Raw genomic sequence first — 26,953 nt, 5'->3', positions numbered from 1 at the left:
CACCACCACGACTAGCACCATCAAGCAGCCCGGAGCCGCGCCACCACAGTCGCCTTCTCGCAGCACCCGACAACCACAGTCGCCCTACCCGGGCACCCGACAACCACGGTCGCCTGACCGAAGCACCCGGCAACCACAGCCGCCCGACCGCAGCACCCCGGCAACCACAGCCGCCAGTCGAATAGGACGTCCGATCTTTGAATGTGACCCCCGTCACATCTGATGTTGACGCTAACATCCGGCATTGACGGTTGCTCGTGTTTACGTAAACATCGCCGCGAGAGACGAAACTTCGCGGCGTTCGGGGCCGCCGCTCGTGAGGATCGGAGTGCGCGTGAGATCAACTGTTGGGCGTATCGCCGCTGCGGCGCTCGCCGCGACGGCCGTTGTCGCCGCCGTGACGGTGCAGGCCGGGGCGTCGACCACCCGCGACGCCGGAGCGGCCGCCACCGCGACGACCGAGAGCTCCGGGTACACCGGGCCGACCGGGACGAGTGAGTTCCGCGGCGTGAACTGGGCGGACCCGCGGGACAACTACGCCGACGACGAGGTGGTCCCGTCCGGCCTGAGTACGGCGGACTCCTACGCGACGACGTACCAGAAGGCCGTCGGTATCACCGGCGAGTTCCGCAAGGAACTGAAGGCCAACACGATCCGGCTGCCGATCAACCCGTCGAGTGTGGGAACCGCCTGGTGGGCGTCCTACCGGGGTGCGATCGACGCGTCCGTGGCCGGCGGCTTCAAGGTCATCCTCAGCTACTGGGAGGCCGACAACGCCAAGGACGGCCGGGTCGACGATCCGGCCAAGTACGCCGCCATGTGGAACACCGTGGTCGCGGCGTACGGCAAGAACGCGCGGGTGTACTTCGAGCCGATGAACGAGCCGTTCGGCTACTCGCTGAACGAGTGGGTCACGCTCACCACGAACTGGATCGCCACGCACAAGAGCGTCCCGCGCGGCCGGATCGTCATCTCCGGCACCGGCTACAACGACAACGTCACCGGTGTCGGCGCGGAGCCCAAGCTCGACGGCACGCTGCTGTCGCTGCACTTCTACGGCTTCTGGGCCTCCGACGAGAACGAGGCGGCCTGGCTGGCGAACCTGCGGCCCCGGATCGGCGAGTACGGCTGGCGCACGATCATCGATGAGGCCGGTTCCCCGATGACGATCGGCCTGAACTACGGCAACCACGAGGGCAACGTCTACACGTCGTACCTCGCTGCCCTCACCCAGGTCGCGCGTGAGCAGAACATGGGCATCGTCTACTGGCCGGGCCTGCGCAACGGCGACTCCTACTCGATGACGACCCAGGTCGGCCCGAACGACCTGCAGGTCAACAGCCAGAGCGGTCTGGCGCAGCTGCAGTGGGGCTGGGGTCTGCTGAAGACGGAGCCGTCCAACGACCTGCCGCCAGCGCCTCCGGGTGAGCCGATTCGTGGCGTGGCCAGCAACCGGTGCGTCGACGTCCCCGGCTTCTCGACCGCACCTGGTACGGCGCTCGACCTCTGGGACTGCAACAACGGCGGCAACCAGTCGTGGAACTACACGGCTGACAAGCAGCTCACGGTCTACGCGGACAAGTGCATGACCGCCGGTGCCGCGGGCAGCCTGGTCACCATCGAGAACTGCACCGGCGCGGCCAACCAGGCCTGGAACGTCAACGCCGACCTCACCATCACCAGCGTTGCGAGCCCCGACCTCTGCCTGGACGCCGCCGGCGGCGGAACGGGTAACGGCACTGCCGTCGACGTCTGGTACTGCAACGGCGCGGACAACCAGAAATGGACGCGCTCCTAACGGCACCGCGCAGATGCCTCCCGGCCATCCCGGGAGGCACCTGCGGTGACGCCCGCTTCGGCCTCTGGCTGATCGCCTGCGCTGGTGACCATCGTCAGGACGTCAAGCCGGGCCGCTTGATTCTCAAGGCTTCGCGTACGGCGGACGCCTCGGGGGAGCCGAACTCCTCGAACATCCGCAGGGCTTCCTGAAGGTGGCCCGCGTCGGCTCGCGCTTCGCCCAGGACGTGGTGGGCGCGGGCCTCGCCGAGGAAGTAGCAGGTCTCCTGCTGGATGGCCAGGGCCTGCTCGGCGTGTACGACGGCGTCGTCGGTCCGGCCGAGGGCGAGTTCGACCCGGGCGAGGACGACGAGTGCCTCGCCTTCGTGCATCCGGTCCGCGCCGATGGCGATCTCGATCGCCTCGCGCGCATGTGATTCCGCGGCGGCCAAGGACGACTCGGCCAGGTCGGCGAGGGCCAACCCACGGGTGGCATGCGTGCGGTACTCGCGCATGGTGTCCGAGCTCGCCAGCTCGGCGGACTGCTCGAACACGGCTCGGGCCTGCGCAGGGTCGTCGAGAGCGAGGTGACAGAAGCCCAGCTCGTTGAGGATGTGGCTCCGTAGCCGCGGCAGGCCGATCTCGGTGGCGAGGTGACTGGCCTGCTGGAGGAGTTCGCGAGCCTCCGCCGCGCGCCCGGAATCGCGGTACAGACTCGCCCGCGTGTAGGTGACCACGCATCCCCGCGACGTGTCGTGCAGTCTTTCGACCAACTGCTCGGCGCGCTTCAACAGCTCGTCGATCCCGTCCAGCCGGCCGAGCGTGATCCGCGCGTGGCACAGATTCAGCAGCCCGGAGACGGTCAGCGACGGTGTCTGGTCGCCTGCGATCTCGATCATGCGCTCATAGGCCCGCGCCCCGCCGCGGACGTCGCCCTGCATCAGGGTGACGTTGCCGAGGTTCAGGTAGGTCAGGGTCTGCCCGATCGTGTCTCCGGCGCGTTCCTGCGTGTCCAGCGCTCGCGACAGGTAGTCGACCGCGGCGGGAGCATCGCCACTTCTCATCCGGATGACTCCGGTCACGTAGAGGCCGAAGCCCGTCACGGCAGCGGCGCCGGAGTTCTGGGCGGCAGCGAGCATTTCGGTGATCAGCTCGCTGGACAGCGTCCGGCCGGCCGTGCTCTCGAGGATGCCGAACTCACCGAGCGACAGAGCGATCGCCTGCTGGTCATCCGCGGCCCGTGCCGCGTCCACCACGACCTCCAGCATCGACAGCACGTCGGTCAGGTGGCCGTGCCGTTCCATGTCCGAGACCACGCCGAGGGCGAGGTGCCAGCACCAATGTGCCGGGCCGTTGACCGCGCATTCCCGGATCGCGGCGACGATGTTCTGGAACTCGGCCTGCAGCCAGGTGAGGGCCTCGCCCGCGGCAGCGAACCCCACCGGCGGGACCTCCGGTAGTGGCGGACACGGCGGTTCGAGGCGCCACGAGATGAGATGTTCAGCAGCCGCCGTTCTGCCCCGGTAGTACCAGGTGTAGAGCCGATTCAGCGCCTCGGCCCGTTGCGTCTCCGGCTCCTCGACCACGGCCCGCTGTCGCGCGTAGTCCCTGAGCAAGTCGTGGAATCGATAGCGACCCGCCGCGTGCTCCTGCAGCAGGTGAGCACCGGTCAGCACACGTACGGCGGCTCGCGCCTCGGCCACTCGGGTCCCGGTCAACGCGGCGGCCGCATCGACGGTGAAGTCCAAGCCAGGGATGAGGCCGGCCAACCGGAACAAGCGTCGTACGCCTGTCTCCAAGTGGTGGTAGGAGAGGTCGAACGCGGCCGCGACCGCGGACTGCTCGTCGTCTTCCAGGGCGAGAACGGTCAGGCCGCGCTCCTGGAGCTCGGTGACGTAGTCGGCCACGGAGCGGTGTGGTTCGTCGGCTAGTTGTGCTGCGGCGATCCGCAGTGCGAGCGGGAGGCCCGCACAGGCTTCGATCAAATCGGCAACCGAGGCGCCTTCCGCAGTCACGCGACCATGGCCGAGCAGACGGACCAGGAGTTCGTGCGCGGTGTCGGCGTCCAGGGTGTCGAGGCTGATGCGCTGCGCGCCTTCGTGGGCGATGAGACCGGACAGCCGGTTCCGGCTGGTGATCAGGGTCAGGCAGCCAGGTGTTGCCGGTAGCAACGGCCGGATCTGGTCGGTCGAACCCGCGTTGTCCAGCAGCACCAGGATCTTCCGGCCGGCGATCTGGGACCGGTACTCGGCGGTGGCCTCGGCGAGCGACTCCGGCACCCGATCCGAACCCAGGCCGCGGAGCAGATGGCCCAACGCCTGCAGCGGATCCAGAGCCGGAGCCGACGAGTGTCCGCGCAGATCGAGGTAGAGCTGGCCGTTGCCGTAGTTGTCCGCGACCTGGTGTGAATAGTGCACGGCCAGCCCGGTCTTGCCGACCCCTGCCATGCCGGTCAGCAGCACCAGACCGTCCCCGGAGGTCGCGGCCAGATCCAGCTCGGCCAGCTCCGGTTCACGACCGAAGAACGCGCCCGGTGCCGGAGGCAACTGTCCCGGCTTGGTGGCTACTGCGGGAGCTGCGGCGGCCGTCGTGTCCAGGCCGGGGTCCTCCGAGCAGATCGACTCGAACAGCTCGCGAAGCTCGCGGCCGGGCTCGGTCTTGAGGTCACGAGCCAGCCGCTGGCGGGCGGCCCGGTAGGTGACCTCGGCCCTGGACTGCCGGCCGGATCGGTACAGCGCGAGCATGAGCTGGCCGATGATCCGTTCCCGGAGCGGGTAGGCGGCCACGAGTTCGGTCAGTTCGGGCACGATCTCGCGGGCTCGGCCCAGCTCGAGCTCGGCGTCGTACAACTCCTCGTAGGCGACCATCCTTGCCTCGGCCAGCCGTTTCGCTTCCGGCGCGACCAGGTGCGCCTCGTCGACATCGGCGTACGGCGTACCGCGCCACACCGCGAGGGCTTCGCGGAACCCGGTCACGGCGCGTTCCAGGTCGCCGGACTCGGCGGCGTTCCGTGCGGCGGAATGCAGGTCGGCGAAGACGAAGGCGTCGAGCTCGTCCGGGCCGACGTCCAGTTGGTAGCCGCCGGAGACGCCGCGGAGACGCTCCGGCCGGTCGAGCACCTGCCGGAGCCGGTACACGTGCACCTGGAGGCTGTTGGCCGGACGCTGTGGCGCGTCCGTCGGCCAGAGCGCGTCGACGAGAGTGTCGATGGCCACCGATCGGTTCGCCCGGACCAGCAGGATGGCGAGCAACCGGCGACGCAACTCCGACACCGCCACCGCCTGGCCGTCGCTGACTGCCTGAACGGTCCCCAGCACCTCGAAACGCACAGCCACCTCCCAGTCGAGCCCCCATCATCGACTACGGATGGGGGCTCGGCCCGGGAATGGCCGGTCAGTAAGACTGCGTGCCGACCGCCTTGCGGAAGGACGCCGTACAGAAGGCCCTGAAATTGGCGCTGTTGGTGATCGTGCCGGTGGGCCGCCCGATCCGCCGGAGGACGGACGTGGAGTGGGACTCGGTCTCCGGACCCCAGTCGCCGTCGACTCCGGTGGACAGACCCCAGACCTGACGGCAGGCGCCCTGCACGATATAGGTCTGTGACGCCGACCCCGTGCTGTAGTAGCAGTCGTCCTGCTCGCCGTAGATGTCGTTGTCGACGTGCATGTGGTTCCAGTGCGTCGTGTTGTCCATGTAGGTGAGGACGTGGCGGAAGCGGCGCATCAGGCCGGCGGCAGTTCCCCAGTACCGCCGCTTGTACCAGTCCGCGTTGGAGTAGTTGCGCCAGACGTCGTACCGCATGCTGATCAGCTGGGTCGATCCGCTGCTGTTGCGGTAGATGATCCTGCCGAGGTCGAAGGCGCGGCCGAGACCATGCATGCCAGGCTTGTTGGTGTAGGCGCCGTAGGAGTAGATCGTCGAGGCCCAGCCCCAGGAGTCCGGTGTGTTGTCGTTGATGAACTCCTTCCAAGCGGCCAGCTGGTTGTAGAAGCCCGACTCGAAGGTGAAGCTCGTGGTGTTGCCGGTGGGTTCGTAGGCCAGATGGCAGCCGGTCGAGCCGAGGTAGTTCCTGGTGATCATCGCCATCGGCGTGATGGTGCCGGGCTCGGGGAGCCCGGCGGGTTCAGCGGGCCCTGCGGGCTCGGCGGCCGAGGCCTGGCCGGGCAGGATCAGGCCGGCCCCGGCGAGCCCGGCCGCCCCCGCGACCAGCAACTTCCGTCGGGACAGGCCATTGCTCTCAACTGTCATCACATCTCCTTGTTCGGTGGGCGGGCCCCGTGATCGGGGTACCGAGCTGTGGGATGGCTATCTGAGGATGGTCGTGGCGTCGTCGCCGGCGTCCTTGACGTTGATCTGGATCCGGAGGAACGCCAGCCGGTTGTTGTGCCAGGCAAGGCCACCAGGCTCAGGGGAGGCGATCAGGCTGCGGGAGTCGGGTCTCTTTGCCTTGGGCAAGGTCGCGATCGCGGTCATCTTCCCGCTGTTGGCGGGATCGACCCGGACGACGGCGCCCGGGTCTTTCTCCTTGGGCAGCAGGTAGACGACCGGCGCGCCGTCGCCATCCACGCCGATCGGCGGGGTCACGTCGTGATCCTCGCCCCACTCCCGCAGCCACAGCTGCTTGCCGGACCGGACGTCGTACGCCGCGATGCCTTGCCGGAGCTCGGTCGACCGAGTGCTGGCACCGAGGCGGTGCTGCAGGTAGAGGACATCGTTCGCGACGAGCTGCCCCGGGCAGTCGTACAGGCCGTCGCTGCCGGCGATCGCGCACGGGTCCCCGGGGGCCGGTCCCCGCGAGATCCGATAGAGGTCGACGACGACGTTGTGCTTGCCGGTCTTCGGATCGACTCGCCAGATCTGGCTCTGTTGCTGGTTGTACGCGCGGACGACCAGCGGATTGGCCGACAACACACCGGCAAGCATCCACGGCCGCTTGCCCACGACGGGCAGCTTCCACTGGTAGATCGGCTTGCCCGCTGGGTTGAAGGCGGTCAGGTGAAGGCCCTCACGGCCGCCGTGGCGGGAGCAGTTCCGGTAGGCGAACCCGGTCGTGTCGATCACGTCGACATATGTGGTGTAGCACTTCCCCTCCTTCGGGTCCGGCGGCGTCCCGATCGTCGAGCCGTCGGAGACCTTGAGGATGTGCGTGCCCTTTTCGGTCGGGATGTAGAGCCGGTCGCCCAGAATCGCCGGCTCGTGGCTGAGGCGCGGGAAGTAACTGGCCCCCGCCAGGTCCGGACGTGGCGCCCCGGCCGGCGGGAGGTTCTTCGACCACACCACCTTGCCGTTGGTGATGTCGACGACCGTGACCTGACGGCAGCCCTGCGTCCTGGTGCCTCGCAGTACGGCGATATAGCCCTTGCTGGACTGTTGCCCGGAGGCCTTGCACAGACCGTGGTTCGGCGTATCCACCGTGTACGCCGTACTGCCGTTGGCAAGGTCGTAGGCGACGATCTGGTTCGGCATCGAGCGGACCAGGTACTTGTCCGTCCACCAGTGGCCGGTCAGGATGTCGGAGCCTTCGGTCGGCCGGTAGTTCGCGGCGAACCGCTCCTGCAGGACGTACTCGAGCTTCCGGTCCGCGGAGATCTTCGAGCCGAAGGGGCCGAGCTGGAAGTAGTACATGCCGCCCCCGGCCGCCCCGATCAGCAGGACAACGAGCACCAGCGCGACCAGGACGAGGCCTGCCTTCGACTTCGGCTTCCGGTGACCCGGACCCGGCGGCGGCCAGGGCATCGGCTGGCCGGGCATCTGCTGGCCAGGCATCTGCTGGTACGACGTCGGTTGTTGCGGCCACTGGTTGGGCGGCGGGGGGAAACCGCCCGGCGGCGGTCCGTACGGACCGGGCGGAGCACCGTACGGGCCAGGAGGGGTGGGCCGGCCGCCGGGCGGCAGAGGTGGTTGAACGGAGGACACGGCGGGACGCTAACCGCCGGTGAGTAGCACCTGGTAGCGAGCCTCAGCGACCTGAAAGCGCTCGGAAAGCGCGCAGAAAGCGCCCTTGCGGATGCTGGTCACGTGCCCAGCAACGCTCGCATCTCAACGGCCTCGGGAGACCCATAAGCCTCGAACATGGTCAACGCTTCACGCAAATGCTCGCGGCCCGCCCCAGCCTTGCCCAGCAACCGATGCGCCCGCGCCCGCCCGAGAAAGTGGCCGGTTCGCTGGTGGATCGTCAAAGCTTCCTCCGCTCGCGCAATCGCGTCCGCCGGCCGGCCGAGCGCCAGTTCGACCCGCCCGAGCGTGATGATCGCCCCGGCCAGGAGGCCTGGTGCCCACCGCCAGCTGCGGGCGATGTCGACCGCTTCGACGGCATGGGCTTCCGCGGCCGCCAGGTTGCCCGCCGCAAGCTCGGTCTCGGCCAGCCCACGGACGGCCTGGGTGCGCCGTTCCAGTACGCCCCCCAGGTCGCCCAGTTCGGCGGCCCGCTCGAACTCCGCGCGGGCGGCGTCGAGGTCGCCCTGGGCGAGCTGACTGAGGCCCAGGTGGAAGTGACAGGTGCTGCGGGTCGACGGCTCACCGAGATCGTGCGCGGACCGGGCGGCCGCCGAAGCCACCTCGAACGCTTCGCGGTGGCGTCCGGTGTCGCGGTACCAGGTGGCTCGGTAGATGCGCAGCTTGTGCAGATTGAACCGGTCCCCGGAGGAGGCGACCGCGGCGTCGGCTCGCTCGATCAGGTCGTCGATACCGTCGACGTGGCCGAGCATGGCGCGCGTCCGGATCAGTTCGGGCAGCGCGAGCGCGGTCAACCGGTCCCCGTCATGGTCCGCCATGGCGAGGATCTGCTCCCATCGCTGCGCGGCCCCGCTGAGGTCGCCGCGCATGATGGCGATCAGCGCGAGATTGCCCAACGGCTGTACGCGCGCCCACTTGTCGCTGCCGTGGATGTCGAGCGCGCGGGCGAGGTACTGCTCCGCGACGTCGAGATCACCCCTGTACTGGTACACGATCGCGGCGGAGTTGAGGCAGTAGGTGAGAAGGGCAGGGTGACCCACCTGCTCGGCGTGCTCGAGCGCCTCGACCAGGAGATCGGTGTCGATGGGGAGATCGAACCGGTGCCGCACCATGCTGAGCTCCGCGATCATGTTCGCGAGTGCGTGCCGATCGCCCGCCGCCCGGGCGGCCGCTATCCCGCTGTCCGCCATCATGTGGATGTCGAGGACGTAGCCCTGCTCGGCCATCCGGGTCATCAGACCCGCCGCGAGGTGCCACGTCCAGTGCGCCTGTTCAGCGGATTCACCGGCGGTCTTGACCGCGGCGGCGATGTTGGTGAACTCGGCTCGCATCCAGTGGACGGCGGCCCGGGCGTCGTCGAAGGTGGTCTCAGGGATCGCATCGGGACGTGGGGGAGCCGGTGGAAACCGCCGGGTCGAGGCCATCGTCGCGGCGGCCGCCGTCTTGCCTTGGTAGTACCAGGAGTAGAGGCGTTCGAGTGCGTCGTCGCGGGTCTCGGGGGAGTCTTCGGATTCGGCTCGGCGGCGGGTGTCGTCGCGGAGGAGGTCGTGGAAGCGGTAGCGGCCGGGGGAGTGTTCCTCGAGCAGGTGCGCCGCGGTGAGTTTGCGGATGGCGTCGCGCGCGGCCGACGGCGTCGTACCACTCAGGGCCGCGACGGCGTCGACGGTGAAGTCGAGGCCGGGGACGAGGCCGAGGCGGCGGAAGAGTTGGCGGGTCGCCGGATCGAGACGTTCGTACGAGAGATCGAAGGCTGCAGTGACGGCGGAGTGTTCGTCGTCGTGCAGGGTCAGGGCGGCCGCGCCGTGCTCCTTCAGTTCGGTCAGGTAGTCGGCCAGGGTCCGATGGGGTTCGTCGGCGAGTTGGGCCGCTGCGATGCGGAGGGCCAACGGGAGGCCGGCGCAGGCTTCGATGAGGGCGGTGGTCTGGTGCGGCTCGGCGGCCAAGCGGTTCGGGCCGACCAGGCGGGCCAGTAGGGCGTGGGCGGCGTCAGACGGGAGTTCACCGACGCCGATGCGGTGGGCGCCTTCGCGGGCGATCAGGCCGGAGAGCTTGTTCCGGCTGGTGATCACGGTCAGGCAGCCTGATGTTGCCGGGAGCAACGGCCGGACCTGCTCCGCCGACGCGGCGTTGTCGAGCAGCACCAGGAGCTTGCGGCCGTTCAGCACGGAGCGATACTCCGCGGTCGCGTCCGCGACGGATTCCCAGGCCCGGTTCGAGTCCGCGCCGAGCCCGCGAAGCAGTTGCCCGAGCGCGGTCAGCGGATCGAGTGCCGGCTCCGGCGCGTGTCCGCAGAGGTCGATGTAGAGCTGGCCGTCGCCGAAGCGGTCCGCGACCTGATGGGCGTACTGCAATGCCAGACCGGTCTTCCCGATCCCGGCCATCCCGGTGAGTAGCACGAGGCCGTCGGCCAGGTCGAGCTCCTCGAGCTCGGATTCCCGGCCGAAGAACGCGCCGGGCGAGGGCGGCAGCTGGCTCGGCCGCACGGTCGCAGCCGGAGCAGGAGCCGGCGCCGACTCTGGCACTGGAGTCTCGTGATCGAGCTTCGGATCTTCTACCCGGATCGCCTCACCGAGTTCCCGGAGCTCGCGGCCAGGTTCCGCCCGCAGTTCCTTGGCCAGCCGTTGCCGGGCCGCCCGGTAGGCGACTTCCGCCCGGGTCCGCCGACCGGATCGGTAGAGCGCGAGCATCTGCTGACCGATGAACCGCTCCCGTAACGGATACTCCGCGACCAGTTCCGTCAGCTCCGGCACGATCTCCCGCGCCCGGCCGCGCTCCAGTTCGGCGTCGAACAGCTCCTCGTACGCGACCAGTCGCGCCTCGGCCAGCCGTTTCGCCTCCGGCGCGACCACCTCGGTCTCGTCGATGTCGGCGTACGGCGCATCTCGCCACAACGCCAGCGCCTCGCGGAACAGGGCGATGGCCTGCTCGGGATCGCCGGACTCCGCCGTACGACGTGCTTCGGCGTGGAGGCGGAAGAACACGTCGGCGTCGAGCTCATCCGGTTCGACGTTCAGCAGGTAGCCGCCGGACACGCTGACCAGCCGGTCCGGGTCAGCCAGGATCTGGCGCAACCGGTGCACGTGGATCTGCATGCTGTTCCCCGTGCGTCGCGGGGCCGCCGTACCCCACAGCGCGCCGGCGAGCACGTCCGTCGGCACCGGCCGGCCCGCCCGCACCAGCAGGACGGCGAGCAGCCGTCGGCGCAGCTCCGAGATCGGGCCCAGCACTTCCCCGTTGTGGACCACTCGCACTGGCCCGAGCACCTCGAAGCGCATCCCCACCTCCCGACGTGCCCCCATCATGGGACATCAGAGGTCCATATCGGAGGCGATGTGTCCGCTCTATGGACTGGCCCCAGGTGGTGCCGGTCAGCATGAGTACGGCGCCGATCGCGGCCGGCACGGTGAGCCGCTCACCGGCCAGGACGATGCCGATGGCAACGGCCCAGACGGGTTCGGTACCGAGCAGAAGACTCGCCCGGCTGGCGGACGTCCGTTGGACGGCCCAGGTCTGAGCGAGGAACGCGAAGACACTGCAGAACAGGGCGAGGTAGACCAGTTGCAGCCAGGTCGCCACGCCGGCATCCGTGGGTAGGTGACTCACACCTGGTACGGCGAAGAGGGCCGTACCGACGACGGTCTGCACGGTCGTCACCTGCAACGGTCGGAGGTCGGTCGCGAGCCGGCCGACCAGAGCGACGTGGGCGGCCCGGACGACGGCGGCGGCGAGCATGAGCAGGTCGCCGAGACCGGGAGCGTGGAGGCCGTTGCCGGACATGAGCAGACCGACCGCGACGATGCAGAGACCGGCCGCGAGGAAGAACCTCGGCGGCATCCGGCGCCGATCCATCAGCGGTGTCAGGACGAGCGTCAGGCTGATGATCAGCCCGGCGTTGGCCGCGCTGGTGTGCGTGACGCCGTACGTCTCGAGCACCAGCACCGCCGCCTGGCTGAGACCGAGCAACCCACCGACCTTCAGCTCACGTCGGTTCACGCTCCGGACGAAGAGCAGCAGGGCGATGGCGGAGATGCCGTAGCGCAGGAACAGGACGGTCAGGACCGGCGTGGAGCCGGTCGCGGTCTTGGCTGCGAAGTAGCTCGAGCCCCACACGACGGCGACCAGCAACAACACGATGTCGGTACGGCGGGATGCGAGCACGGCTCAACGGTGACGGCTCGCCACGTTGAAGCCAAGTACCACCTTCTTAATCAACCTTGTAGCAGGCCTACAGTATGGGAATGGACGAGCGACAACTGCGGGTGCTTCGGGAAGTCGGCGAGCTGGGCAGTGTGACCGCGGCCGCGGAGGCGCTGCTGGTGACACCGTCGGCGATCTCACAGCAGCTCAGGTTGCTGCAGCGGTCGATCCCGGTGCCACTGACCGAACGTGACGGCCGGCGGGTCGTCCTCACCGCGGCCGGTCGCGCGCTCGCCGGTGCGGCAGCCGACGTGGAGAGCGCGTTGGCCCGGGCGCGGCACACGGTCGACGAGTTCATGGAGCAGCCCGGTGGTGTGGTGTCCGTCGCTGCGTTCCACAGTGCGGCGGCGACCTTCTATCCGCTGCTGTTGCGTGCCGATACCGCACCTCAACTCAGCCTGCACGACGAGGACGTCCCGCAGGACGAGTTCCCGTTGCTGACCCGTGAGTACGACGTCGTCCTCGCCCACCGTCTCGACCACGGCGCTGCGTGGCCGCGTACGGTCGCCGTCACCTCGCTACTCCACGAACCCCTCGACGTGGCCCTTCCCGTCGACCACCCGCTGGCGGCGAAGCGGCAACTGACTCCGCGCGACGTGGCCGACGAACCCTGGATCACCGTCCACGACGGCTTCCCGCTGATGGCCACCATCGAGGCGATCGGTGCCGCCGCCAACCACCGCCTCGACCTGGTCCACCGGATCAACGAGTTCACCGTCGTCGCCGAGGTGGTGGCGGCCGGCGGCGGTATCGCCCTCATGCCCCGGTGGACGGCCCGTCGCCATCCATCGGTCGTACTCCGCCCGCTCCGCGGCGTCCACGCCCGCCGTCACATCGACGCCCTCCACCGCCCCGAACGCACCGCCCGCCAAGCAGTCCGCACCGTCCTCGACCAGCTCCAACACGCTGCCTCGAGCATCCGCGCCTAGAGCCGGCGGTTGAGGGAGAAGAGACGGCCCAGGACGGGCATCAGGATGATGTTGAGGCCGTGCAGTACGCCGATGATCAGCAGGATGCCGCCCACGCGGGCAGCCTCGAACCCGACCTGGGCGGGGACCACCTCGAGTCCCCAGGCCGTGCGCGGTTCGAAGCTCACGGTGAACAGGATGTAGGCCGTGAAGATCAGGTAGTACACGATGTCGGTCAGCACGATGTAGCTCTTGCCGGTCTGCGGATTGTCGTGGAAGACGTCCGCCGCGTAGGCGCGGCCGAAGCGTTTGATGAACGGCCCGAGCCAGAGTGCCAGGGCGATCAGCAGACCGGTCGTGAGGAGCTCCAGGATCCACCAGTCCATCAGCAGTCGACCGTCCTTCCTCGGGGTGACCACCAAAATGATTGCTGCCAGCAACAAAGCTGCAGCGAGCAGAGGGCCGACGGTGCGGGTGATCCGCCGGCGCCGGATCCGGTCGTCGGCGATGCTGCCGAGCACGCGGTCGAACAGGTCCGGTGCCGGTGGCCGGGTCGCGGCCGGGTCGAGAGCGTCGTACAACCTGCGTTCGACCTCGGAGGGTTCGCCGGGAACCGGGCGATGGCTTGTCATCCCGTGACCTCCAGTTGAGACTTCAGCGACCGCAGGCCGCGTTGCAGGTGGGTCTTCACCGAGTTCGGCGACAGGCCGAGGGTGCCGGCGATGTCGCCGATGGACAGTTCGAGGTAGTACCGCAGTACGACGCAGTCGCGCTGGCGGCGGGGGAGTCCGCGCAAGGCCTCGATCACCTCGCGCCGGCTCTCGTCCGCGGCGGCAAGGTCTTCCGCGGACCGGTCGTCGGGTTCGGCCGGCAACCGGTGCCGCAGCGACACGAGCCCGCGCCGGTTGTGGTCGCGGGCCAGGTTGATCACGATCGAGCGCAGGTACGCCGCCGCCCGGTCCTGATCGTTGATCCGGTGATGGTTGCGGGCGAGCCGGAGGAACGCCTCCTGGACCAGGTCCTCGGCCGCCGTCCGGTCGTCCACGAACCACCGGGCGAGGTGGAACAGGCGCGCTCCTTCGGCCCGGAAGAGCGCGCTCACCAGCGCGTCGGCATCCGGCCGGGCACCGTCGGTCGATAGATTCGCTGCCGCATCCATAGCCCCCATCACCCCTACGGACGAGTGAGCCGCCGGACCGGGTGACGAGGCGAAAAAAAGTTGTTTCGCTGTCACCCGGCCCGCGGCAGTGTCCCGTCTGTCGTAGTGATCCGTGCTCCCAGCATGGACGTCGAGGGGGAGTCATGACAGCAGTAACCCGCAAGATCCTGACCACGGCGGCCGTCGTTGCCGCCGCCGCTGCGCTCGTCGCCGTACCGCTGACCGCCGCGCAAGCCGATGACACGCCCGCGCGCGTGGTGACCGAGCAGGGCGCACTGAGTGACCTGGTCCCGGCCGCGGCCGGCCCGTTGGACGGCGCGCGGGCGGTGGTCGTGATGGTGTCCGACGACGGTGACAGCGCGGTGCGCCTGCATGTCTACGGCATCGACCGCTCCGTGGCGGGCCGCACGTTCGGCGCACATCTGCACGTCGGTCCCTGCGTGGCGGGCAACGGCGCTGCAGCCGGCCCGCACTACAACACCGACACCTTGGCCGGACAGGTCCCACCCCGCGTCGACGAGACGACTGAGGTCTGGCTCGACTTCACCGCCACCGAAGGCGGTACCGGCCACGCGGCCGCCGAGGTCCCGTTCGTCCCAGTGCCCGGCAACCGCTCGATCGTGATCCACCAGGAGCCGACCGATCCCAACGGCGCCGCAGGTCCGCGGCTGGCGTGCCTCCCGTTGTCATGGTGACCATTCAGCACTCGATCGAGTCTGGCCCGCGTCGCTTGAGCGTTCCACGCTCCGCCGCGGCCGGGCTCGGTCTCGGCCTGCTGTGGGGGATCGCCGCCCGAGGGTGGATGCGGCTGATCTCGACCTCCCACGAGTTCACCTGGACCGGTACCGGCATGATCCTCGCCCTGACGAGCGCCTCGGGGCTGGCCCTCGGAATCCTGTACGGCGTCCGCCGGGCCGGCCGATCCCGGTGGTGGCGGGTCCTCGCCGTACTGTGCCTGCCCACCTTCGTCGGCCCTGGCGCGTTCTTCCTGCCGGTGTTTCTGCTGGGTGGTCTGCTCTACCTCCACCACCTGTGGTCCTGCTTGGTCGGCGCGGCCGGCCTCGTGCTCGCGCAGATTGGTTTGTGGGAGGGCTTCAACGGCGAATGGATCAACCCTTGGTACCTCTACGGCGGCTTCCTGGTCCTGTCCCTAACCCTGGCCGCCGGCGCCGCCGAACTCTACCGCCCCCGGCCCCAGCTACGCGAAGCCGCCGTTGCTCAGGAGTAGCTGGCCGTTGATCCGCTCCAGGTCCCGGCAGGCAACCGGAATACCGGGGCGGCGTACCGAAGGACGGGTAGTAGTCGCCTCGCCCGAGCCCCGCCCCGGCCCGCCCCGCCTGAGCGTCGCGATCTGAGCCCACTACCACCCGTCCTTCGGCACATCTACGACACGCTGTAGTAGGATGGGGTCATGAAGATCGAGACCGTCCAGCGATGGGTGGCTTCAGTGATCCTGATCCACGTCGGGTCGGTGCCGGCCGTTTCCCTGGCGGTCTACAGCATCGGCGTGGCCGAGGGCGACCGCGGCAAGGGCATCGGCCTGTGGTTCATGTCGGGCGTGATCGGCCTGCTGACCGTCGCCGGCGTGCTGGCCATCTTCAAGCGCTCCCTCCTGTCACCCTGGATGGTCCTCGGCGCCGCACCAACTGCCGTCACGGGCTTTTACCTCTTTTGAAGATGAGAAATCTGTAATCTTCGGCTCATGTGGTTCTCGGGGTGGGATCGCAGGCTTTGAGGATGCGGTCTCCACGGGTGATCTATGGGGTCGTCGCCGGCTTGCTGGTGGCGGCCGGGTTCCTGCTGCCCCGGTATCTGGCTGAGCGGTCGTCGCCGGAGCTCGGCGGCACAGTCGTCGTACCGGCTGGATCCAGTACGACGCCGACGCCCGCTCCGACGGCGACACCGACCAAGCCCACGGCGACGAGCACCACCGGTGCGGAACCGGTGTCGCCGCCGCCGGCCAGGACGGCCGGGCCGGACGATGACGACGATCTCGTGGACGACCCGGACGACGACGATGGGTGATGGCCGGCGGCGGCCGGTGGTCAGCGCCCGGGTGCGGATCATCGGCTGGATGTTCGGTGTGCTCGCGCTCGCCCTGTCCGCGCTGGTCTTCCTCACCTGGCAGGTCCTCGCGACCCGCGCCGACGCGGCCGCGGACGACGAACTGACCCACGAGGCGAACAAGTTCCGCTCCTTCTCGACCTCCAACGCGGCCGCGGGCTTCACCCGGCCCGAGGCGCTGCTCGACCGCTGGCTGCAGAGCAATCTGCCGGACGACTCGGAGGCGTTCTTCACCATCGTCGACGGCCGCGAGTACCACCGCAGCCAGGGCATCCCGCCGGCCCGGCTCGACACCGACGCCGCCTTCGTGGGACGGCTGGCCGGCGCGACCGAACCGTCGTACGGCTGGGTCGACAGCCCGGCCGGGAAGGTCCGGTACGGCGTCATCCCGGTGCAGATCGGAGAGCAGCCGGTGCGCGCGCGGCTGGTGGTGCTCGAGTTCCGCGACGTGATCGCCAAGCCGTCGATGGAAGCGGCCCGATGGCTGGTGATCATCGGCGCGATCACGCTGGTGATGGCGGCCGGCGCGTGCTGGCTGGTCACCGGCCGGGTGCTCGCGCCGATCCGCCAGTTGCGCACCACCGCGGAGCGGATCAGCGACACCGACCTGCGCGGCCGGATCGATGTCGTCGGCAACGATGATGTCGCGCAGCTGACGCGCACGTTCAACACGATGCTGGACCGGCTGGAGGACGCGTTCACGTCGCAGCGCGAGTTCGTCGACAACGCCGGGCACGAGCTGCGGACGCCGATCACGGTGATCCGCGGCCACCTGGAGCTGATGGGCGACGACCCGCGCGACCGCGCCGAGACGAAGGCGCTGGTCCTGGACGAGCTGGCCCGGATGAACCGGATGGTCGACGATCTGCTGGTTCTTGCGAAGAGCGACCGCCCCGGCTTCCTCGAACTCGGCGAGGTCAACTTGACCGAACTCGTCGTCGAGGTGGTCGCGAAGGCACGGCCGCTGGCGGACCGCGCCTGGCGGGTGTCCGCGACGGCCGACGCGACGATAGTTGCCGACGACCAGCGACTGACCCAGGCGCTGATGCAACTCGTGTCCAACGCGGTCCGGCACACGAAGACCGGGGACCGGATCGAAGTCGGTTCGCACCTCGCTGCCGACCGGAGCGTGCTGCTGTGGGTGGCCGACTCCGGGCCCGGGGTGCCGCCGGAGGACCGTGAGCGGATCTTCGAGCGATTTGCCCGCGGCAACGATCAGCGCCGAACCGAGGGCGCCGGGCTTGGGTTGGCGATCGTCCGCTCGATCGCCCAGGCCCATCACGGTGACGTCCGGCTGGCCTCGTCCGGGCCGGGCGCACGTTTCGAGTTGACCCTGCCGGCGCGTGAGGAAGTGGGCGTTCGATGAATCGGATCCTGATCGCCGAGGACGAGGAGCGGATCGCGTCGTTCGTCGAACGCGGGCTGCGCAGCAACGGGTTCGTGACGACTGTGGTCGGCGACGGCGAGACGGCGTACCAGGAAGGTTCCAGTGGTGCGTACGACCTGCTGATTCTCGACATCGGCCTGCCGCGGGTGGACGGGTTCACCGTGCTGCGACGGTTGCGTGAGGCAAGGGTGACGATGCCTGTCGTGATCCTCACCGCGCGGGACAGTGTGCGCGACACGGTCGCCGGGCTGGAGGGCGGTGCGGACGACTACATCGCCAAGCCGTTCGCCTTCGAGGAACTCCTGGCCCGCGTCCGCCTGCGATTGCGCAGCGAAGGTACGCCGGACGCCAACATCCTGCAGGTCGGGGACCTCAGCCTGGACCTGCGCACCCGCCGCGCACTCGTCAACGGCGACACGGTCGAGCTCACCGCGCGGGAGTTCCTGCTCGCCGAAGTGTTCTGCCGGCATCCCGATCAGGTGCTGTCCCGCGAGCAACTCCTCTCCCAGGTCTGGGGTTTCGACTTCGACCCGGGTTCCAACGTGGTCGACGTCTACATCCGCTACCTGCGCCGCAAACTCGGCTCCGACCGGATCCAGACCGTCCGCGGAATGGGGTACCGCCTGCTTCCGTGAGAGGTCTCTCACGAAAGGCTCAGGAACGTCTCACCACTGACCGGAAAGGTGGATTCCATCCAACGTTCACCTGGAGGAAACCATGTCCGGTCTGGGACTCGCGATACCCGCCGATCTGCTCGCCATTGCTCTGCTTGCCTACGGCACCTACTTCCGCCGCTACCACCGGCGTGACCTGCTGCTCGCGTACGTCGCGCTCAACGTCGGGGTGCTCGCGGTCACCGCGATGCTGGCCGGCAGCGGCGCCGGGATGGGACTCGGACTCGGCCTGTTCGGCATCCTCTCGATCATCCGGCTGCGGTCGGACTCGATCACCCAGGAAGAGGTGGCGTACTACTTCATCTCGCTCGCGATGGGCCTGATCAACGGCCTCCACCCCGGCCCGTTCTGGCTCGCGCCCGCGCTGAGCTTCCTGCTGGTCGGACTGATGTACGTCGTCGACCACCCGCGACTCACCCTCCGGTCGCGCCGCCAGAAGGTCGTCCTCGACCAGGCCTACCCGGACGTCCGCGAGGTCGGGCCGGCGCTCGAGCGGCTGCTCCGGGCCGACATCCGGTACTTCGTCGTCCTCGATCTGGACCTGGTCACCGACACCACGGTCGTCGACGTCCGCTACCGGGTCCGCGCCGAGGTACCGCAGACCGCCGTACGGCGTCTTGAGCGGTTCGCCTCATGAGTCGCCGGCTGCTGGCGGCGATGACCGGGGCGCTGGCGCAGTTGCCGCCGATGACGCTCGACGAGGTGCTCGCGGAGGCCGAGCTGCAGACCCGGGTGGATCGCAAGTACCTGGTGCCGATCGGGACGTTCGTCGAGTTGGTGACGCGGTTGCGGGACCGGTTCGCCGTACTGGAGATCGACGGGCAGCGGAGCTTCCGGTACGAGTCGGTGTACTTCGACACACCGTCACTCGGGCTCTACCGCCAGCACGTGCAGCGGCGGCGGTACCGGTACAAGGTGCGGACGCGGTCGTACCTCGACAGCGGGGAGTGCAGCTTCGAGGTGAAGCTGAAGGGGAACCGGTCCGAGACGGTCAAGTCGCGGATGCCGTATCCGCTGGCCGACCGGGCCCGGCTGACCGAGCCGGCCTGGGAGTTCCTGGCCGATCAGTTGCGGACGGCGTACGGCGTCGGACTCGAGGATCGGCTGCAGCCCGCGCTGACCACGACATACCGGCGAAGCACCTTGGTCGACCGGGTCGAGCACGCGCGGATGACGTGTGACATCGACCTGCGGTTCTTCGACGGCCGAGCGTCGGTCGACGTGCTCCCGGCCGCCGTACTCGTGGAGAGCAAGACAGCCGGGCGCGCGGGAGTCGCCGACCTGGTGCTACGCGAACTGCAGGTGCGGCCGATCCAGGTCAGCAAGTACTGCGTAGCGGCCGCGCTGCTCAACCCTCAGCTGCGCGCCAACCCGTGGCACCGAACGTTGCGCCAGCTCACTCGGAGTGGATGATGTGTGCGTCCGGTCCGGGGAAGAACAGGCTCTCGCTGTCGGTATCGGTCCAGTGCACCAGGTACGGCGGAGCGCCGTTCGGGTCGTGGACCTCGACGATCTCGCCTTGCCGCCGGTGCGCACTCACGTGAGTACCCTCGACGATTACTGTGTCACCCGCCGCCGCCTTCATCGGACCGCCTCCATCAGTCGTGACTGCTCTCGTTCCAGCTTGACCCCAGACCCCCCGCGAGCACCAGACGTCAATGGATGTCGGCGGCGAGTCGCGCGGCGAGAGCGGTGAAGATTCCGGCGCAGACGCGCTCGAGGCGGCGGCGGACCTTGCTGCCGGCGCGGAACAGAGTGCTGGCGAGGCTGCCGGCCAGCAGGCCGGCGGAGGCGTCGACCGGGAAGCCGACGGCGATGAAGACGGCGCCGAGGACCAGGAACTGGAGGGTGACCGGCCAGCTGTCCGCGCCGGTGGTGACGAACTGCGGCACGAACGCCAGGTAGAACAGGATGACCTTCGGGTTGGCGAGGTTCGTCAGCGTCGCCATCAGGTACGTCTTCCGCAGCGTCCGCCTCGGCAGCTCCATCACGTCGTCAGCCTCCGCGACCTCTTGCCGGCTGGCCCGCCAGGTCAGGTAGGCGAGATACAGCAGAAACGCGGCGCCGGCGATCCGTACGCCGTTCAGCACCTGAGGTGCGGCCTGGATCAGCGCACCGAGGCCGAGTGACGCCGCGACGGTGTGCACGGCCAGCCCGGTGGACATCCCGGCCGCCGCGACCACCCCGGCACGTCGTCCGCCGACGGCCGCGTTGGCGACGATGAACAGCATGTCCGGTCCGGGCACGATGCTCACGAAGAACACCGCGACCACGAACCCCAGCACGATCGAGAGCTCCATCCGCCCATCCTCACCCGGACGCCGTCTCACCAGCCACGGTTTTCCACCCTGCGAACGCCTCTCGCCGGGTAAGCTTTGTCGAAGCGCTTCGACACCCGCCCGAGAGAGGCCGTTCCCGATGAAGTTCACCGACGGATATTGGCAGTTGCGCGCCGGGATGACGCGGCTGCGGCCGGCCGAGGTCGAGAGTGTGGAGGCGGGGGAGCGGGAGCTCACCGTGTTCGCACCGGCCAAACGGATCGAGCGGCGCGGCGACACCCTCAACCAGCCGGTATTCACGGTCACCTTCTCCTCACCCGCGCGCGGCGTGATCGGGGTCCGGATCGCACACCATCTCGGTGGGCTGCCGGCGCGACCGTCGTACCGGCTGAACACCGACGACGAGCATCCGGTGAAGGTGGAGGTCGGTCCGACCGAGGCTCGGCTGACCTCGGGTGAGTTGAGCGTGGTCGTCGGCCTGGAGGGCCCGTGGGATGTCCGCTTCGAGCAGGACGGGCGACCGCTGACGAACTCGGGTGCCCGCAGCATCGGGCTGATCACCGACCAGGACGGCCGGCACTACCTGCACGAGCAACTCGCGCTCGGGGTCGGCGAGACGCTCTACGGACTCGGCGAGCGGTTCGGTCCGCTGGTGAAGAACGGTCAGATTGTCGACATCTGGAATGCCGACGGCGGCACGTCCAGCGAGCAGGCGTACAAGAACGTCCCGTTCTACCTGAGCAGCAAGGGGTACGGCATTCTGGTCGACACCCCGGCGAACGTGTCGTTCGAGCTCGGCTCCGAGGTCACGTCGCGCAACCAGTTCAGCGTCGAGGGCCAGGAGCTTGCGTACTACGTCTTCGCCGGGCCGACCCCGAAGGACGTGCTTCGCCGCTACACCGGCCTGACCGGACGACCCGCCCGCGTCCCGGCGTGGTCGATGGGTCTCTGGCTGTCGACCTCGTTCACCACCGACTACAGCGAGGAGACGACGACTGCGTTCGTCGACGGGATGGCCGAGCGCGACCTCCCGCTGAGCGTCTTCCACTTCGACTGTTTCTGGATGCGGCAGTTCCACTGGTGCGACTTCCTCTGGGATCCGATCGCGTTCCCCGACCCGGCCGGGATGCTGAGCCGGCTGAAGGACCGCGGCCTCCGGATCAGCCTGTGGATCAACCCGTACATCGCCCAGCGCTCGATCCTGTTCGACGAGGGCCGCAAGCTCGGGTACCTGCTGAAGCGTCCGGACGGTTCGGTCTGGCAGTGGGACATGTGGCAGGCCGGTATGGCGATCGTCGACTTCACCAACCCGGACGCCACCGCGTGGTACCGCTCCAAGCTGCAGACCCTGATCGACATGGGCGTCGACTGCTTCAAGACCGACTTCGGCGAGCGCATCCCTGTTGAGGTCGCCTGGTACGACGGCTCGGACCCGGAGCGGATGCACAACTACTATCCGCACCTCTACAACGAGGCGGTCTTCGGGCTGCTCGAGGAGAACCGCGGCGAGGGCGAGGCCGTGCTGTACGCGCGCTCGGCGACCGCCGGCGGCCAGCAGTTCCCGGTGCACTGGGGTGGCGACTGCGAGTCGACGTTCGAGGCGATGGCGGAGTCGCTGCGGGGTGGACTGTCGCTGGCCGCATCCGGATTCGGCTACTGGAGTCACGACATCGGCGGGTTCGAGGGCACGCCCGATCCGGCGATCTTCAAGCGGTGGGTGCCGTTCGGGTTGCTCTCGTCCCACTCGCGGCTGCACGGCTCGTCGTCGTACCGGGTGCCGTGGGCGTTCGATGACGAGGCGGTCGACGTACTGCGCAAGTTCACCAAGCTGAAGCTGTCACTCATGCCGTACTTGATGACTGCGGCGGCCGAGGCGCATCGGGACGGCGTACCGATGATGCGGCCGATGATCCTCGAGTTCCCGGACGATCCGGCGGTCGCCTACCTGGACCGCCAGTACATGCTCGGGCCGGACCTCCTGGTCGCACCCGTGATGAGTCCGACCGGCGAGGTCTCCTTCTACCTTCCCGCAGGCACGTGGACCGATCTGCTCACCGGCGAACAACTCACCGGCCAGCGCTGGATCCACCAGACCCACGGCTTCGACACCCTGCCAGTTCTGGTCCGCGAAGGCGCCGTCATCCCCATCGGCGCGGTCGACGATTGCCCGGAGTACGACTGGTCCTCAGACGTCGAACTCCGCTGGTTCGCGCCCCGCGAAGGCGGGAGGACGCTCGCAAAGTTGCCAGACGCAACGATCGAGCTCACCCTGCGCAACGGCCAGGTGGAGACTCGGGTGACCGAAGGCGTCTGCGAGCGCTACACCGTGAAGCTCTCCACCACGACCTGAGCCGCGGAGAAGACCACGTAGAGGGTGTGTACGCCGGCCGCTCGCAGCTCGCCCGTCAGGGACGTGAGCTCGTCGGCCGGCGCGATCTGCAGAGTGTCGAGCAGCTCGCCGTGCAGCGGGTCGTCCAGCCGCAGTTCGATCGTTGCCGGCGCGGTCCCTCGATTGGCGACCGAAGCCTGGTACGACGTGTGCACCAGTTCGACATCGTCGAAGGACAGCCACGCGCCCGGCTCGAGTGAGACGACGGCCTCGCCGTGATCGCGGGTCGCGGTGGTCAGGGTGATGGCGGAGTAGTCGTCGAAGCTGGTGGCGGCGAGGTGGTCGATCGGGCGCGGCGGGATGTGCTCGCCGCGGACGTCGAGAGTTGCGGCGAGGCGGGTGTCGGTGCTGGAGCGGCTGACCATGATGCTGTGCCGGGCGGTCTCGACGCAGTGGCGGTCCCTGGTCACGTCCCAGAAGCCAAGGTCGGCGGCTGCGATGGTCAGCTCGACGTCGGTGCTCTCACCAGGGAGCAGCGACAGTCGCTGGAAGCCGCGCAGTTGGCGTAGCGGTTGCTTGACCCGCGACCGCTGCTGATGCGTGTAGAGCTGGGCGACTTCATTGCCCGCCCGGGTGCCGGTGTTGGTCACGGTGAAGGTGACGCGGACTTCGCCGTCCGCTGGGATCGAGGTGGAGCTCAGACGCAGGTCGCCGTACGTGAAGGTCGCGTAGCTGAGACCGTGGCCGAAGGGGTAGAGCGGCATGCCGCGGTAGTACAGGTATGTCGCGTCGGTCGCGATGATGTCGTAGTCGAGCAGGTCGGGCAGATCGGCGGCGGAGTGGTACCAGGTCTGGGTCAGCCGCCCGGCGGGGTCGGCGTCGCCGAAGAGTACGTCGGCCAGCGCGCGACCGTACTCCTGCCCACCATGGGCGGACCAGAGCAGTGCCGGCAGGTTCTGCTGCGCCCAACCGACTGCGAACGGGTAGCTGCTGGACATCACCAGCACCGTGCTCGAGTTCGCAGCGTGGACGGAACGGAGGAGGCGGTCCTGACTCTTCGGCAGGTCGAGGTCGGTACGGTCCTCGGTCTCCCGGCCGTTGACCAGCGGATGATTGCCCAGGACAACGATCGCGGTGTCCGCGCGGGCCGCGACCTTCGCCGCCTCGGTCGCACCGTCGATCAGGACCTCGAGCTCGAAGCCCGTCCCCGAGTCGCTGAGAGTCACTGTGTCGCCCACATGCAGGTAGCGACCGCTGTTCAGGTGCAGCACCTGAATCGTGTCGCCCGTCTCGACCAGGCGGAAGGTCTGCTTCACCTCCCAGCCGTTCGGGCCGGGCTGATCCGCAACCAGCGAGCCGTCGTCCGTGACCGTCAGGTGCCGCCCGTTCCGCACCGACCGCAGCGCGCACGCGTCACCACCCCAGTCGAACAGGTCGAAGTACCTGTCGTCTCCGGCGTCAGCCCGCAGTACGCCGTCCGCCCCGATGGTCAGGTACGACGTCGAGCCGGCGACGCGGAGCGCGATCCGATCGACGCCCTCGCAGTACTCGACCCGGTCCTGGCCCAGTCGTTCGACGAGGCCGTCGTACGCGGTGATCTGGTACGGCAGGGTCCCGGCGTACCAGTCCTCGGAGAGCGTGTTCGCGAGCGGTCCGATGACGGCGAGGCGTTTGATCGCGGAGGCGTTGAGGGGGAGGACCTGGCACTCGTGCTTGAGCAGCACGATCGACTGCCGGGCCGCCTCCTGTGAGAGCCGGCGATGGGCGGGGCAGTTGACCAGATCCGGTTCGAGCGAACGGTAGGGATCGAGCTCGGCCGGGTCGAACTCGCCGAGCCGGAAGCGGATCGCGAGCGCGTGGCGGACCGCGGTGTCGACGTCGTCGACAGTGATCAGGCCGCGGTCGATGGCCTCAGTGAGTTTCTCGATCGACGGCCCAGCGTTGGTGTCGTCCTGAGTGAAGCTGTCCACACCGGCCTTGAGAGCGGCGGCGTACGCGGTCGGGCCGTCGGGGTGATACGCCTGCAGTCCGAACAGGTTGGCGGGCGCGTACGCGTCGCTGACCACGAGCAGGTCGTTCTCGGTCCACTCGCGGAGCACGTCGTTGATCAGCGGGCTGAGGTGCGCGGGCCGTCCGTTCACCAGGTTGTACGACGGCATCACCGCAATGGCTGCACCGGCTTCGATCGGTGCGCGGAACGCGGGCAGTTCGTAGTCGTGCAGGACTCGCGGCGGCAGGTTGCTCGAGGTGGTGCAGCGGTCGGTCTCGTTGTTGTAGGCGAGGAAGTGCTTGAGCGTCGGGGCCGTCTTGAGATGAGTCGGGTGGTCGCCGATCAGGCCGAGACCGTAGGCGGTGGCGATGATCCCGGTCAGCCAGGGATCCTCGGCGTACCCCTCCTCGTTGCGGCCCCAGCGTGGGTCGCGGAGCGGGTTGACGACCGGTGCCCAGACGTTCAGGCCGATCGAGGCCGGGTCCTTCTGGTGGAAGACGCGGACCTCGTCGCCGACCGCGGAACCGACGGCGCGGACGAGTTCCGGGTTCCAGGTGGTGGCCAGCCCGACGGCCTGCGGGAACACGGTGGCCGGGCCGTGCCAGGCGACGCCGTGCAATGCCTCGGTCCCGGTCCGGAAGGAGTCCAGGCCGAGGCGCTGGACCGGGGCCTGGTGCTGGTGCAGCAGGGCCAGCTTCTCGCCGGTGGTGAGCCGGCCGAGGAGATCGTCGAGCCGTTCCCGCAGCGGCCGTGCCGGGTCGCGGAACGGTGGGTTCTGGGCTGGAGTGCTCATCGGCGATCGACTCCACTGCGGCTGGTGTCGAAGCGCTTCGAGCGGTCACCGCGGGCGATGGCTATCGAAGCGCTTCGACGGTCTGGGCGAAAAAATCCGTCTCGGCCAGTGATGACCTGGGTACGACGGAGTGATCAGAGGGTTGCATCCTCAGCCGGACTGGTCAAGACCCGGGCAGACGCTTTCCGTGGTTCACAACGGGCTCGGGAGGTGTCCGGTGGTCAATGGCGCGAGCGCTTGGGCGGTGGCGCCGAGGGGAGTGGCGGTGTGGGGGAACGTCGAGGCGACGACGGTGCAGCCGCCGGCGTCCGGAGCGATCGCGGACTCGTACAGCGCCTTGGTGACGGCGGGGGAGAGGTGGGGAGCCAGCAGGGCGTACGAGCCGCCGAGTACGACGTACTCCGGGTTGAGGATGTTGACGAGCGCGGCGATGCCGTGGCCCAGGTGCGTGCCGGCCTCGGCGAGCACCTTGGTGACAGCGGCCTCGCCCGCGTCGGCCCGGCGGATCAGGTGCTCGAGCTGGATCTGTGGATCGGGGTCGGTCAGTCCGTCGATCCGGGACAGGATCGCCGGCAGGCTCGCGAGCGCTTCCAGGCAGCCGCGGCGTCCACAGCCGCAGCGCGGTCCGTCCGCGACCAGGCGGAGATGGCCGATCTCACCGACGTACCCGAGATGTCCCCGCAGCGGGCGGCCGTCGACGATGATGCCGGCGCCGACTCCGGTGTCGCCGTTCAGCTGGATGAGGTTCTCCGAGCCGGCCAGCGGACCGTAGAGGTGCTCGGCCAGGACGGCGAGCGACGCGTCGTTGTCGACGTTCACCGGGATGTCCGGCCGCCCGAGCGCCGCCGCCAGATCGGCCTGAAGTGGCACGTCCTGCCACCCCAGCCCGGCAGCCAGTACGACGGCTCCGTCATGGTTCACCAACCCCGGCACGCCCACGGTGATCCCGAGCACCCGGCGGCCTGACGACTGCACGGTCGTGATCGCCCGCCGGGCCAGCGCGGCCAACGCGGCGATCGTCTTCGCCGGCCCCGCGTCGACACCGGGACCCGCGCGGTGCCAGCGCAGTACCTGTTCGCCGGAGGTGTCGTAGGCGAGCGCGCTCAGACCGCGCGCGCTGACCTCCAGGCCGATCGCCGCGTACGCCGACCCGTCCAGGACGAGCAGGGTCGCGGGCCGGCCGACGTGGTTCTGGGTCTGCTGGGTCTCGCGGACCAGCTTCCGGTCGAGCAGGTCCCCGACGATGCTCGTCACGGTCGCCTTGTTCAGCCCGGTCCCGGACGCGATCGCGGCCCGTGAGCACGGCGCCTGGCGGCGCAGGTAGCCCAGCACCGCCGCCAGATTGGTGGCGCGGATGTCCGTGTGGTCCGCGGTCTGTGTGGTCAAGGTCCGTCCCGTTTCGGCTCGTCCAGGCAGTGGCCCAAAGTCTGGCTCAGTTCTAC

Annotated in this window: 21 protein-coding genes and 1 pseudogene; 11 read left to right on the top strand and 11 right to left on the bottom strand. The window is 68.8% G+C overall.

Annotated elements, in window-relative coordinates; genetic code table 11:
* Positions 1–334 precede the first annotated feature (334 nt).
* Positions 335–1,798, top strand: coding sequence for a ricin-type beta-trefoil lectin domain protein (locus tag V9K99_RS42405; RefSeq protein WP_337012555.1), 1,464 nt, complete (start codon positions 335–337; stop codon positions 1,796–1,798).
* Positions 1,799–1,892: 94 nt separating this feature from the next.
* Here the strand turns inward: V9K99_RS42405 and V9K99_RS42400 are convergent, their stop codons facing one another.
* The 5 genes and pseudogenes from V9K99_RS42400 to V9K99_RS42380 all read right to left on the bottom strand — a co-directional run.
* A complete protein-coding gene (locus V9K99_RS42400; RefSeq protein WP_337012553.1) occupies positions 1,893–5,105 on the bottom strand; it encodes an AfsR/SARP family transcriptional regulator in 3,213 nt (1,070 codons plus the stop codon).
* Between the two features lie 64 nt (positions 5,106–5,169).
* Entirely contained in the window at positions 5,170–6,024 is an 855-nt protein-coding gene (locus tag V9K99_RS42395; RefSeq protein ID WP_337012551.1) for a hypothetical protein, read from the bottom strand.
* 57 nt (positions 6,025–6,081) lie between these two features.
* The gene (locus V9K99_RS42390) at positions 6,082–7,542 is read right to left on the bottom strand and encodes a hypothetical protein (RefSeq protein WP_337012549.1); all 1,461 of its coding nucleotides are present in this window, start codon (positions 7,540–7,542) and stop codon (positions 6,082–6,084) included.
* 248 nt (positions 7,543–7,790) lie between these two features.
* Positions 7,791–10,958 carry an AfsR/SARP family transcriptional regulator gene (locus tag V9K99_RS42385; protein WP_337012547.1) on the bottom strand — a complete coding sequence of 1,056 codons (3,168 nt, stop codon included), beginning with the start codon at positions 10,956–10,958 and terminating at the stop codon, positions 7,791–7,793.
* A 145-nt stretch (positions 10,959–11,103) separates the two neighbouring features.
* Positions 11,104–11,862 (bottom strand): annotated as a pseudogene (locus V9K99_RS42380) (DMT family transporter); the annotation flags it as partial.
* A 107-nt stretch (positions 11,863–11,969) separates the two neighbouring features.
* Between V9K99_RS42380 and V9K99_RS42375 the strand changes: the two are divergent.
* Entirely contained in the window at positions 11,970–12,857 is an 888-nt protein-coding gene (locus V9K99_RS42375; protein ID WP_337012545.1) for a LysR family transcriptional regulator, read from the top strand.
* Here V9K99_RS42375 and V9K99_RS42370 read toward each other — a convergent pair.
* Together V9K99_RS42370 and V9K99_RS42365 are read right to left on the bottom strand one after the other, a co-directional pair.
* Positions 12,854–13,468 carry a hypothetical protein gene (locus V9K99_RS42370; protein ID WP_337012543.1) on the bottom strand — a complete coding sequence of 205 codons (615 nt, stop codon included), beginning with the start codon at positions 13,466–13,468 and terminating at the stop codon, positions 12,854–12,856. The genes V9K99_RS42375 and V9K99_RS42370 overlap by 4 nt on opposite strands.
* Positions 13,465–13,995 (bottom strand): RNA polymerase sigma factor, encoded by a 531-nt coding sequence (locus tag V9K99_RS42365; RefSeq protein ID WP_337012541.1) that lies wholly within the window; start codon positions 13,993–13,995, stop codon positions 13,465–13,467. The genes V9K99_RS42370 and V9K99_RS42365 overlap by 4 nt, the downstream gene beginning before the upstream one ends.
* Before the next feature lie 143 nt (positions 13,996–14,138).
* On the opposite strand from V9K99_RS42365, the gene V9K99_RS42360 reads away from it, so the two are divergent.
* From V9K99_RS42360 to V9K99_RS42325, 8 genes are all read left to right on the top strand, one after another.
* Entirely contained in the window at positions 14,139–14,690 is a 552-nt protein-coding gene (locus V9K99_RS42360; protein WP_337012539.1) for a superoxide dismutase family protein, read from the top strand.
* Positions 14,691–14,725: 35 nt separating this feature from the next.
* Positions 14,726–15,223, top strand: a complete 498-nt coding sequence (locus V9K99_RS42355) for a hypothetical protein (protein ID WP_337012537.1) — start codon at positions 14,726–14,728, stop codon at positions 15,221–15,223.
* Positions 15,224–15,406: 183 nt separating this feature from the next.
* On the top strand, positions 15,407–15,670 hold the full coding sequence (locus V9K99_RS42350; RefSeq protein ID WP_337012535.1) for a transcriptional regulator: 264 nt from the start codon (positions 15,407–15,409) through the stop codon (positions 15,668–15,670).
* A gap of 62 nt (positions 15,671–15,732) precedes the next feature.
* The gene (locus tag V9K99_RS42345) at positions 15,733–16,020 is read left to right on the top strand and encodes a hypothetical protein (RefSeq protein ID WP_337012533.1); all 288 of its coding nucleotides are present in this window, start codon (positions 15,733–15,735) and stop codon (positions 16,018–16,020) included.
* On the top strand, positions 15,977–17,425 hold the full coding sequence (locus V9K99_RS42340; protein ID WP_337012531.1) for a sensor histidine kinase: 1,449 nt from the start codon (positions 15,977–15,979) through the stop codon (positions 17,423–17,425). The genes V9K99_RS42345 and V9K99_RS42340 overlap by 44 nt, the downstream gene beginning before the upstream one ends.
* Positions 17,422–18,081, top strand: a complete 660-nt coding sequence (locus V9K99_RS42335) for a response regulator transcription factor (RefSeq protein WP_337012529.1) — start codon at positions 17,422–17,424, stop codon at positions 18,079–18,081. The genes V9K99_RS42340 and V9K99_RS42335 overlap by 4 nt, the downstream gene beginning before the upstream one ends.
* Before the next feature lie 82 nt (positions 18,082–18,163).
* Complete coding sequence (locus tag V9K99_RS42330; RefSeq protein WP_337012527.1) at positions 18,164–18,757, top strand: DUF4956 domain-containing protein; 594 nt, start codon at positions 18,164–18,166, stop codon at positions 18,755–18,757.
* A complete protein-coding gene (locus tag V9K99_RS42325; RefSeq protein ID WP_337012525.1) occupies positions 18,754–19,533 on the top strand; it encodes a polyphosphate polymerase domain-containing protein in 780 nt (259 codons plus the stop codon). Before V9K99_RS42330 ends, V9K99_RS42325 begins: the two co-directional genes overlap by 4 nt.
* On the opposite strand, the gene V9K99_RS42320 is transcribed toward V9K99_RS42325, so the two are convergent.
* Entirely contained in the window at positions 19,517–19,705 is a 189-nt protein-coding gene (locus tag V9K99_RS42320; protein ID WP_337012523.1) for a DUF1918 domain-containing protein, read from the bottom strand. The two genes, V9K99_RS42325 and V9K99_RS42320, sit on opposite strands and share 17 nt — an antisense overlap.
* 70 nt (positions 19,706–19,775) lie before the next feature.
* Complete coding sequence (locus tag V9K99_RS42315; RefSeq protein WP_337012521.1) at positions 19,776–20,420, bottom strand: LysE family translocator; 645 nt, start codon at positions 20,418–20,420, stop codon at positions 19,776–19,778.
* 118 nt (positions 20,421–20,538) lie between these two features.
* Here V9K99_RS42315 and yicI point away from each other — a divergent pair, with 118 nt between their 5' ends.
* Positions 20,539–22,749: an alpha-xylosidase gene (gene yicI / locus V9K99_RS42310; RefSeq protein WP_337012519.1), complete on the top strand. Its 2,211-nt coding sequence runs from the start codon at positions 20,539–20,541 to the stop codon at positions 22,747–22,749.
* Here yicI and V9K99_RS42305 read toward each other — a convergent pair.
* Positions 22,719–25,511, bottom strand: a complete 2,793-nt coding sequence (locus V9K99_RS42305; protein WP_337012517.1) for a glycoside hydrolase family 3 C-terminal domain-containing protein — start codon at positions 25,509–25,511, stop codon at positions 22,719–22,721. The genes yicI and V9K99_RS42305 overlap by 31 nt on opposite strands.
* Positions 25,512–25,703: 192 nt before the next feature.
* On the bottom strand, positions 25,704–26,897 hold the full coding sequence (locus tag V9K99_RS42300) for an ROK family transcriptional regulator (RefSeq protein WP_337012515.1): 1,194 nt from the start codon (positions 26,895–26,897) through the stop codon (positions 25,704–25,706).
* Positions 26,898–26,953: the final 56 nt, after the last annotated feature.

Source organism: Kribbella sp. CCNWLW201 (genome assembly GCF_037203805.1).
In the GTDB taxonomy this organism is placed as follows: Bacteria; Actinomycetota; Actinomycetes; order Propionibacteriales; family Kribbellaceae; genus Kribbella.
Note: the sequence above shows the minus strand (reverse complement) of the source record. Positions and strands in the feature narration are given on the sequence as shown.

What these genes read in the sequence shown, in the direction of transcription:
- V9K99_RS42340 (WP_337012531.1), top strand. Translation starts at nt 15,977, where the DNA reads ATGACGACGATCTCGTGGACGACCCGGACGACGACGATGGGTGATGGC.
- V9K99_RS42335 (WP_337012529.1), top strand. Translation starts at nt 17,422, where the DNA reads ATGAATCGGATCCTGATCGCCGAGGACGAGGAGCGGATCGCGTCGTTC.
- yicI (WP_337012519.1), top strand. Translation starts at nt 20,539, where the DNA reads ATGAAGTTCACCGACGGATATTGGCAGTTGCGCGCCGGGATGACGCGG.
- V9K99_RS42370 (WP_337012543.1), bottom strand. Translation starts at nt 13,468, where the DNA reads ATGACAAGCCATCGCCCGGTTCCCGGCGAACCCTCCGAGGTCGAACGC.
- V9K99_RS42390 (WP_337012549.1), bottom strand. Translation starts at nt 7,542, where the DNA reads ATGCCTGGCCAGCAGATGCCCGGCCAGCCGATGCCCTGGCCGCCGCCG.
- V9K99_RS42330 (WP_337012527.1), top strand. Translation starts at nt 18,164, where the DNA reads ATGTCCGGTCTGGGACTCGCGATACCCGCCGATCTGCTCGCCATTGCT.
- V9K99_RS42350 (WP_337012535.1), top strand. Translation starts at nt 15,407, where the DNA reads ATGAAGATCGAGACCGTCCAGCGATGGGTGGCTTCAGTGATCCTGATC.
- V9K99_RS42345 (WP_337012533.1), top strand. Translation starts at nt 15,733, where the DNA reads ATGCGGTCTCCACGGGTGATCTATGGGGTCGTCGCCGGCTTGCTGGTG.
- V9K99_RS42395 (WP_337012551.1), bottom strand. Translation starts at nt 6,024, where the DNA reads ATGACAGTTGAGAGCAATGGCCTGTCCCGACGGAAGTTGCTGGTCGCG.
- V9K99_RS42360 (WP_337012539.1), top strand. Translation starts at nt 14,139, where the DNA reads ATGACAGCAGTAACCCGCAAGATCCTGACCACGGCGGCCGTCGTTGCC.
- V9K99_RS42320 (WP_337012523.1), bottom strand. Translation starts at nt 19,705, where the DNA reads ATGAAGGCGGCGGCGGGTGACACAGTAATCGTCGAGGGTACTCACGTG.
- V9K99_RS42315 (WP_337012521.1), bottom strand. Translation starts at nt 20,420, where the DNA reads ATGGAGCTCTCGATCGTGCTGGGGTTCGTGGTCGCGGTGTTCTTCGTG.
- V9K99_RS42325 (WP_337012525.1), top strand. Translation starts at nt 18,754, where the DNA reads ATGAGTCGCCGGCTGCTGGCGGCGATGACCGGGGCGCTGGCGCAGTTG.
- V9K99_RS42365 (WP_337012541.1), bottom strand. Translation starts at nt 13,995, where the DNA reads ATGGATGCGGCAGCGAATCTATCGACCGACGGTGCCCGGCCGGATGCC.
- V9K99_RS42305 (WP_337012517.1), bottom strand. Translation starts at nt 25,511, where the DNA reads ATGAGCACTCCAGCCCAGAACCCACCGTTCCGCGACCCGGCACGGCCG.
- V9K99_RS42375 (WP_337012545.1), top strand. Translation starts at nt 11,970, where the DNA reads ATGGACGAGCGACAACTGCGGGTGCTTCGGGAAGTCGGCGAGCTGGGC.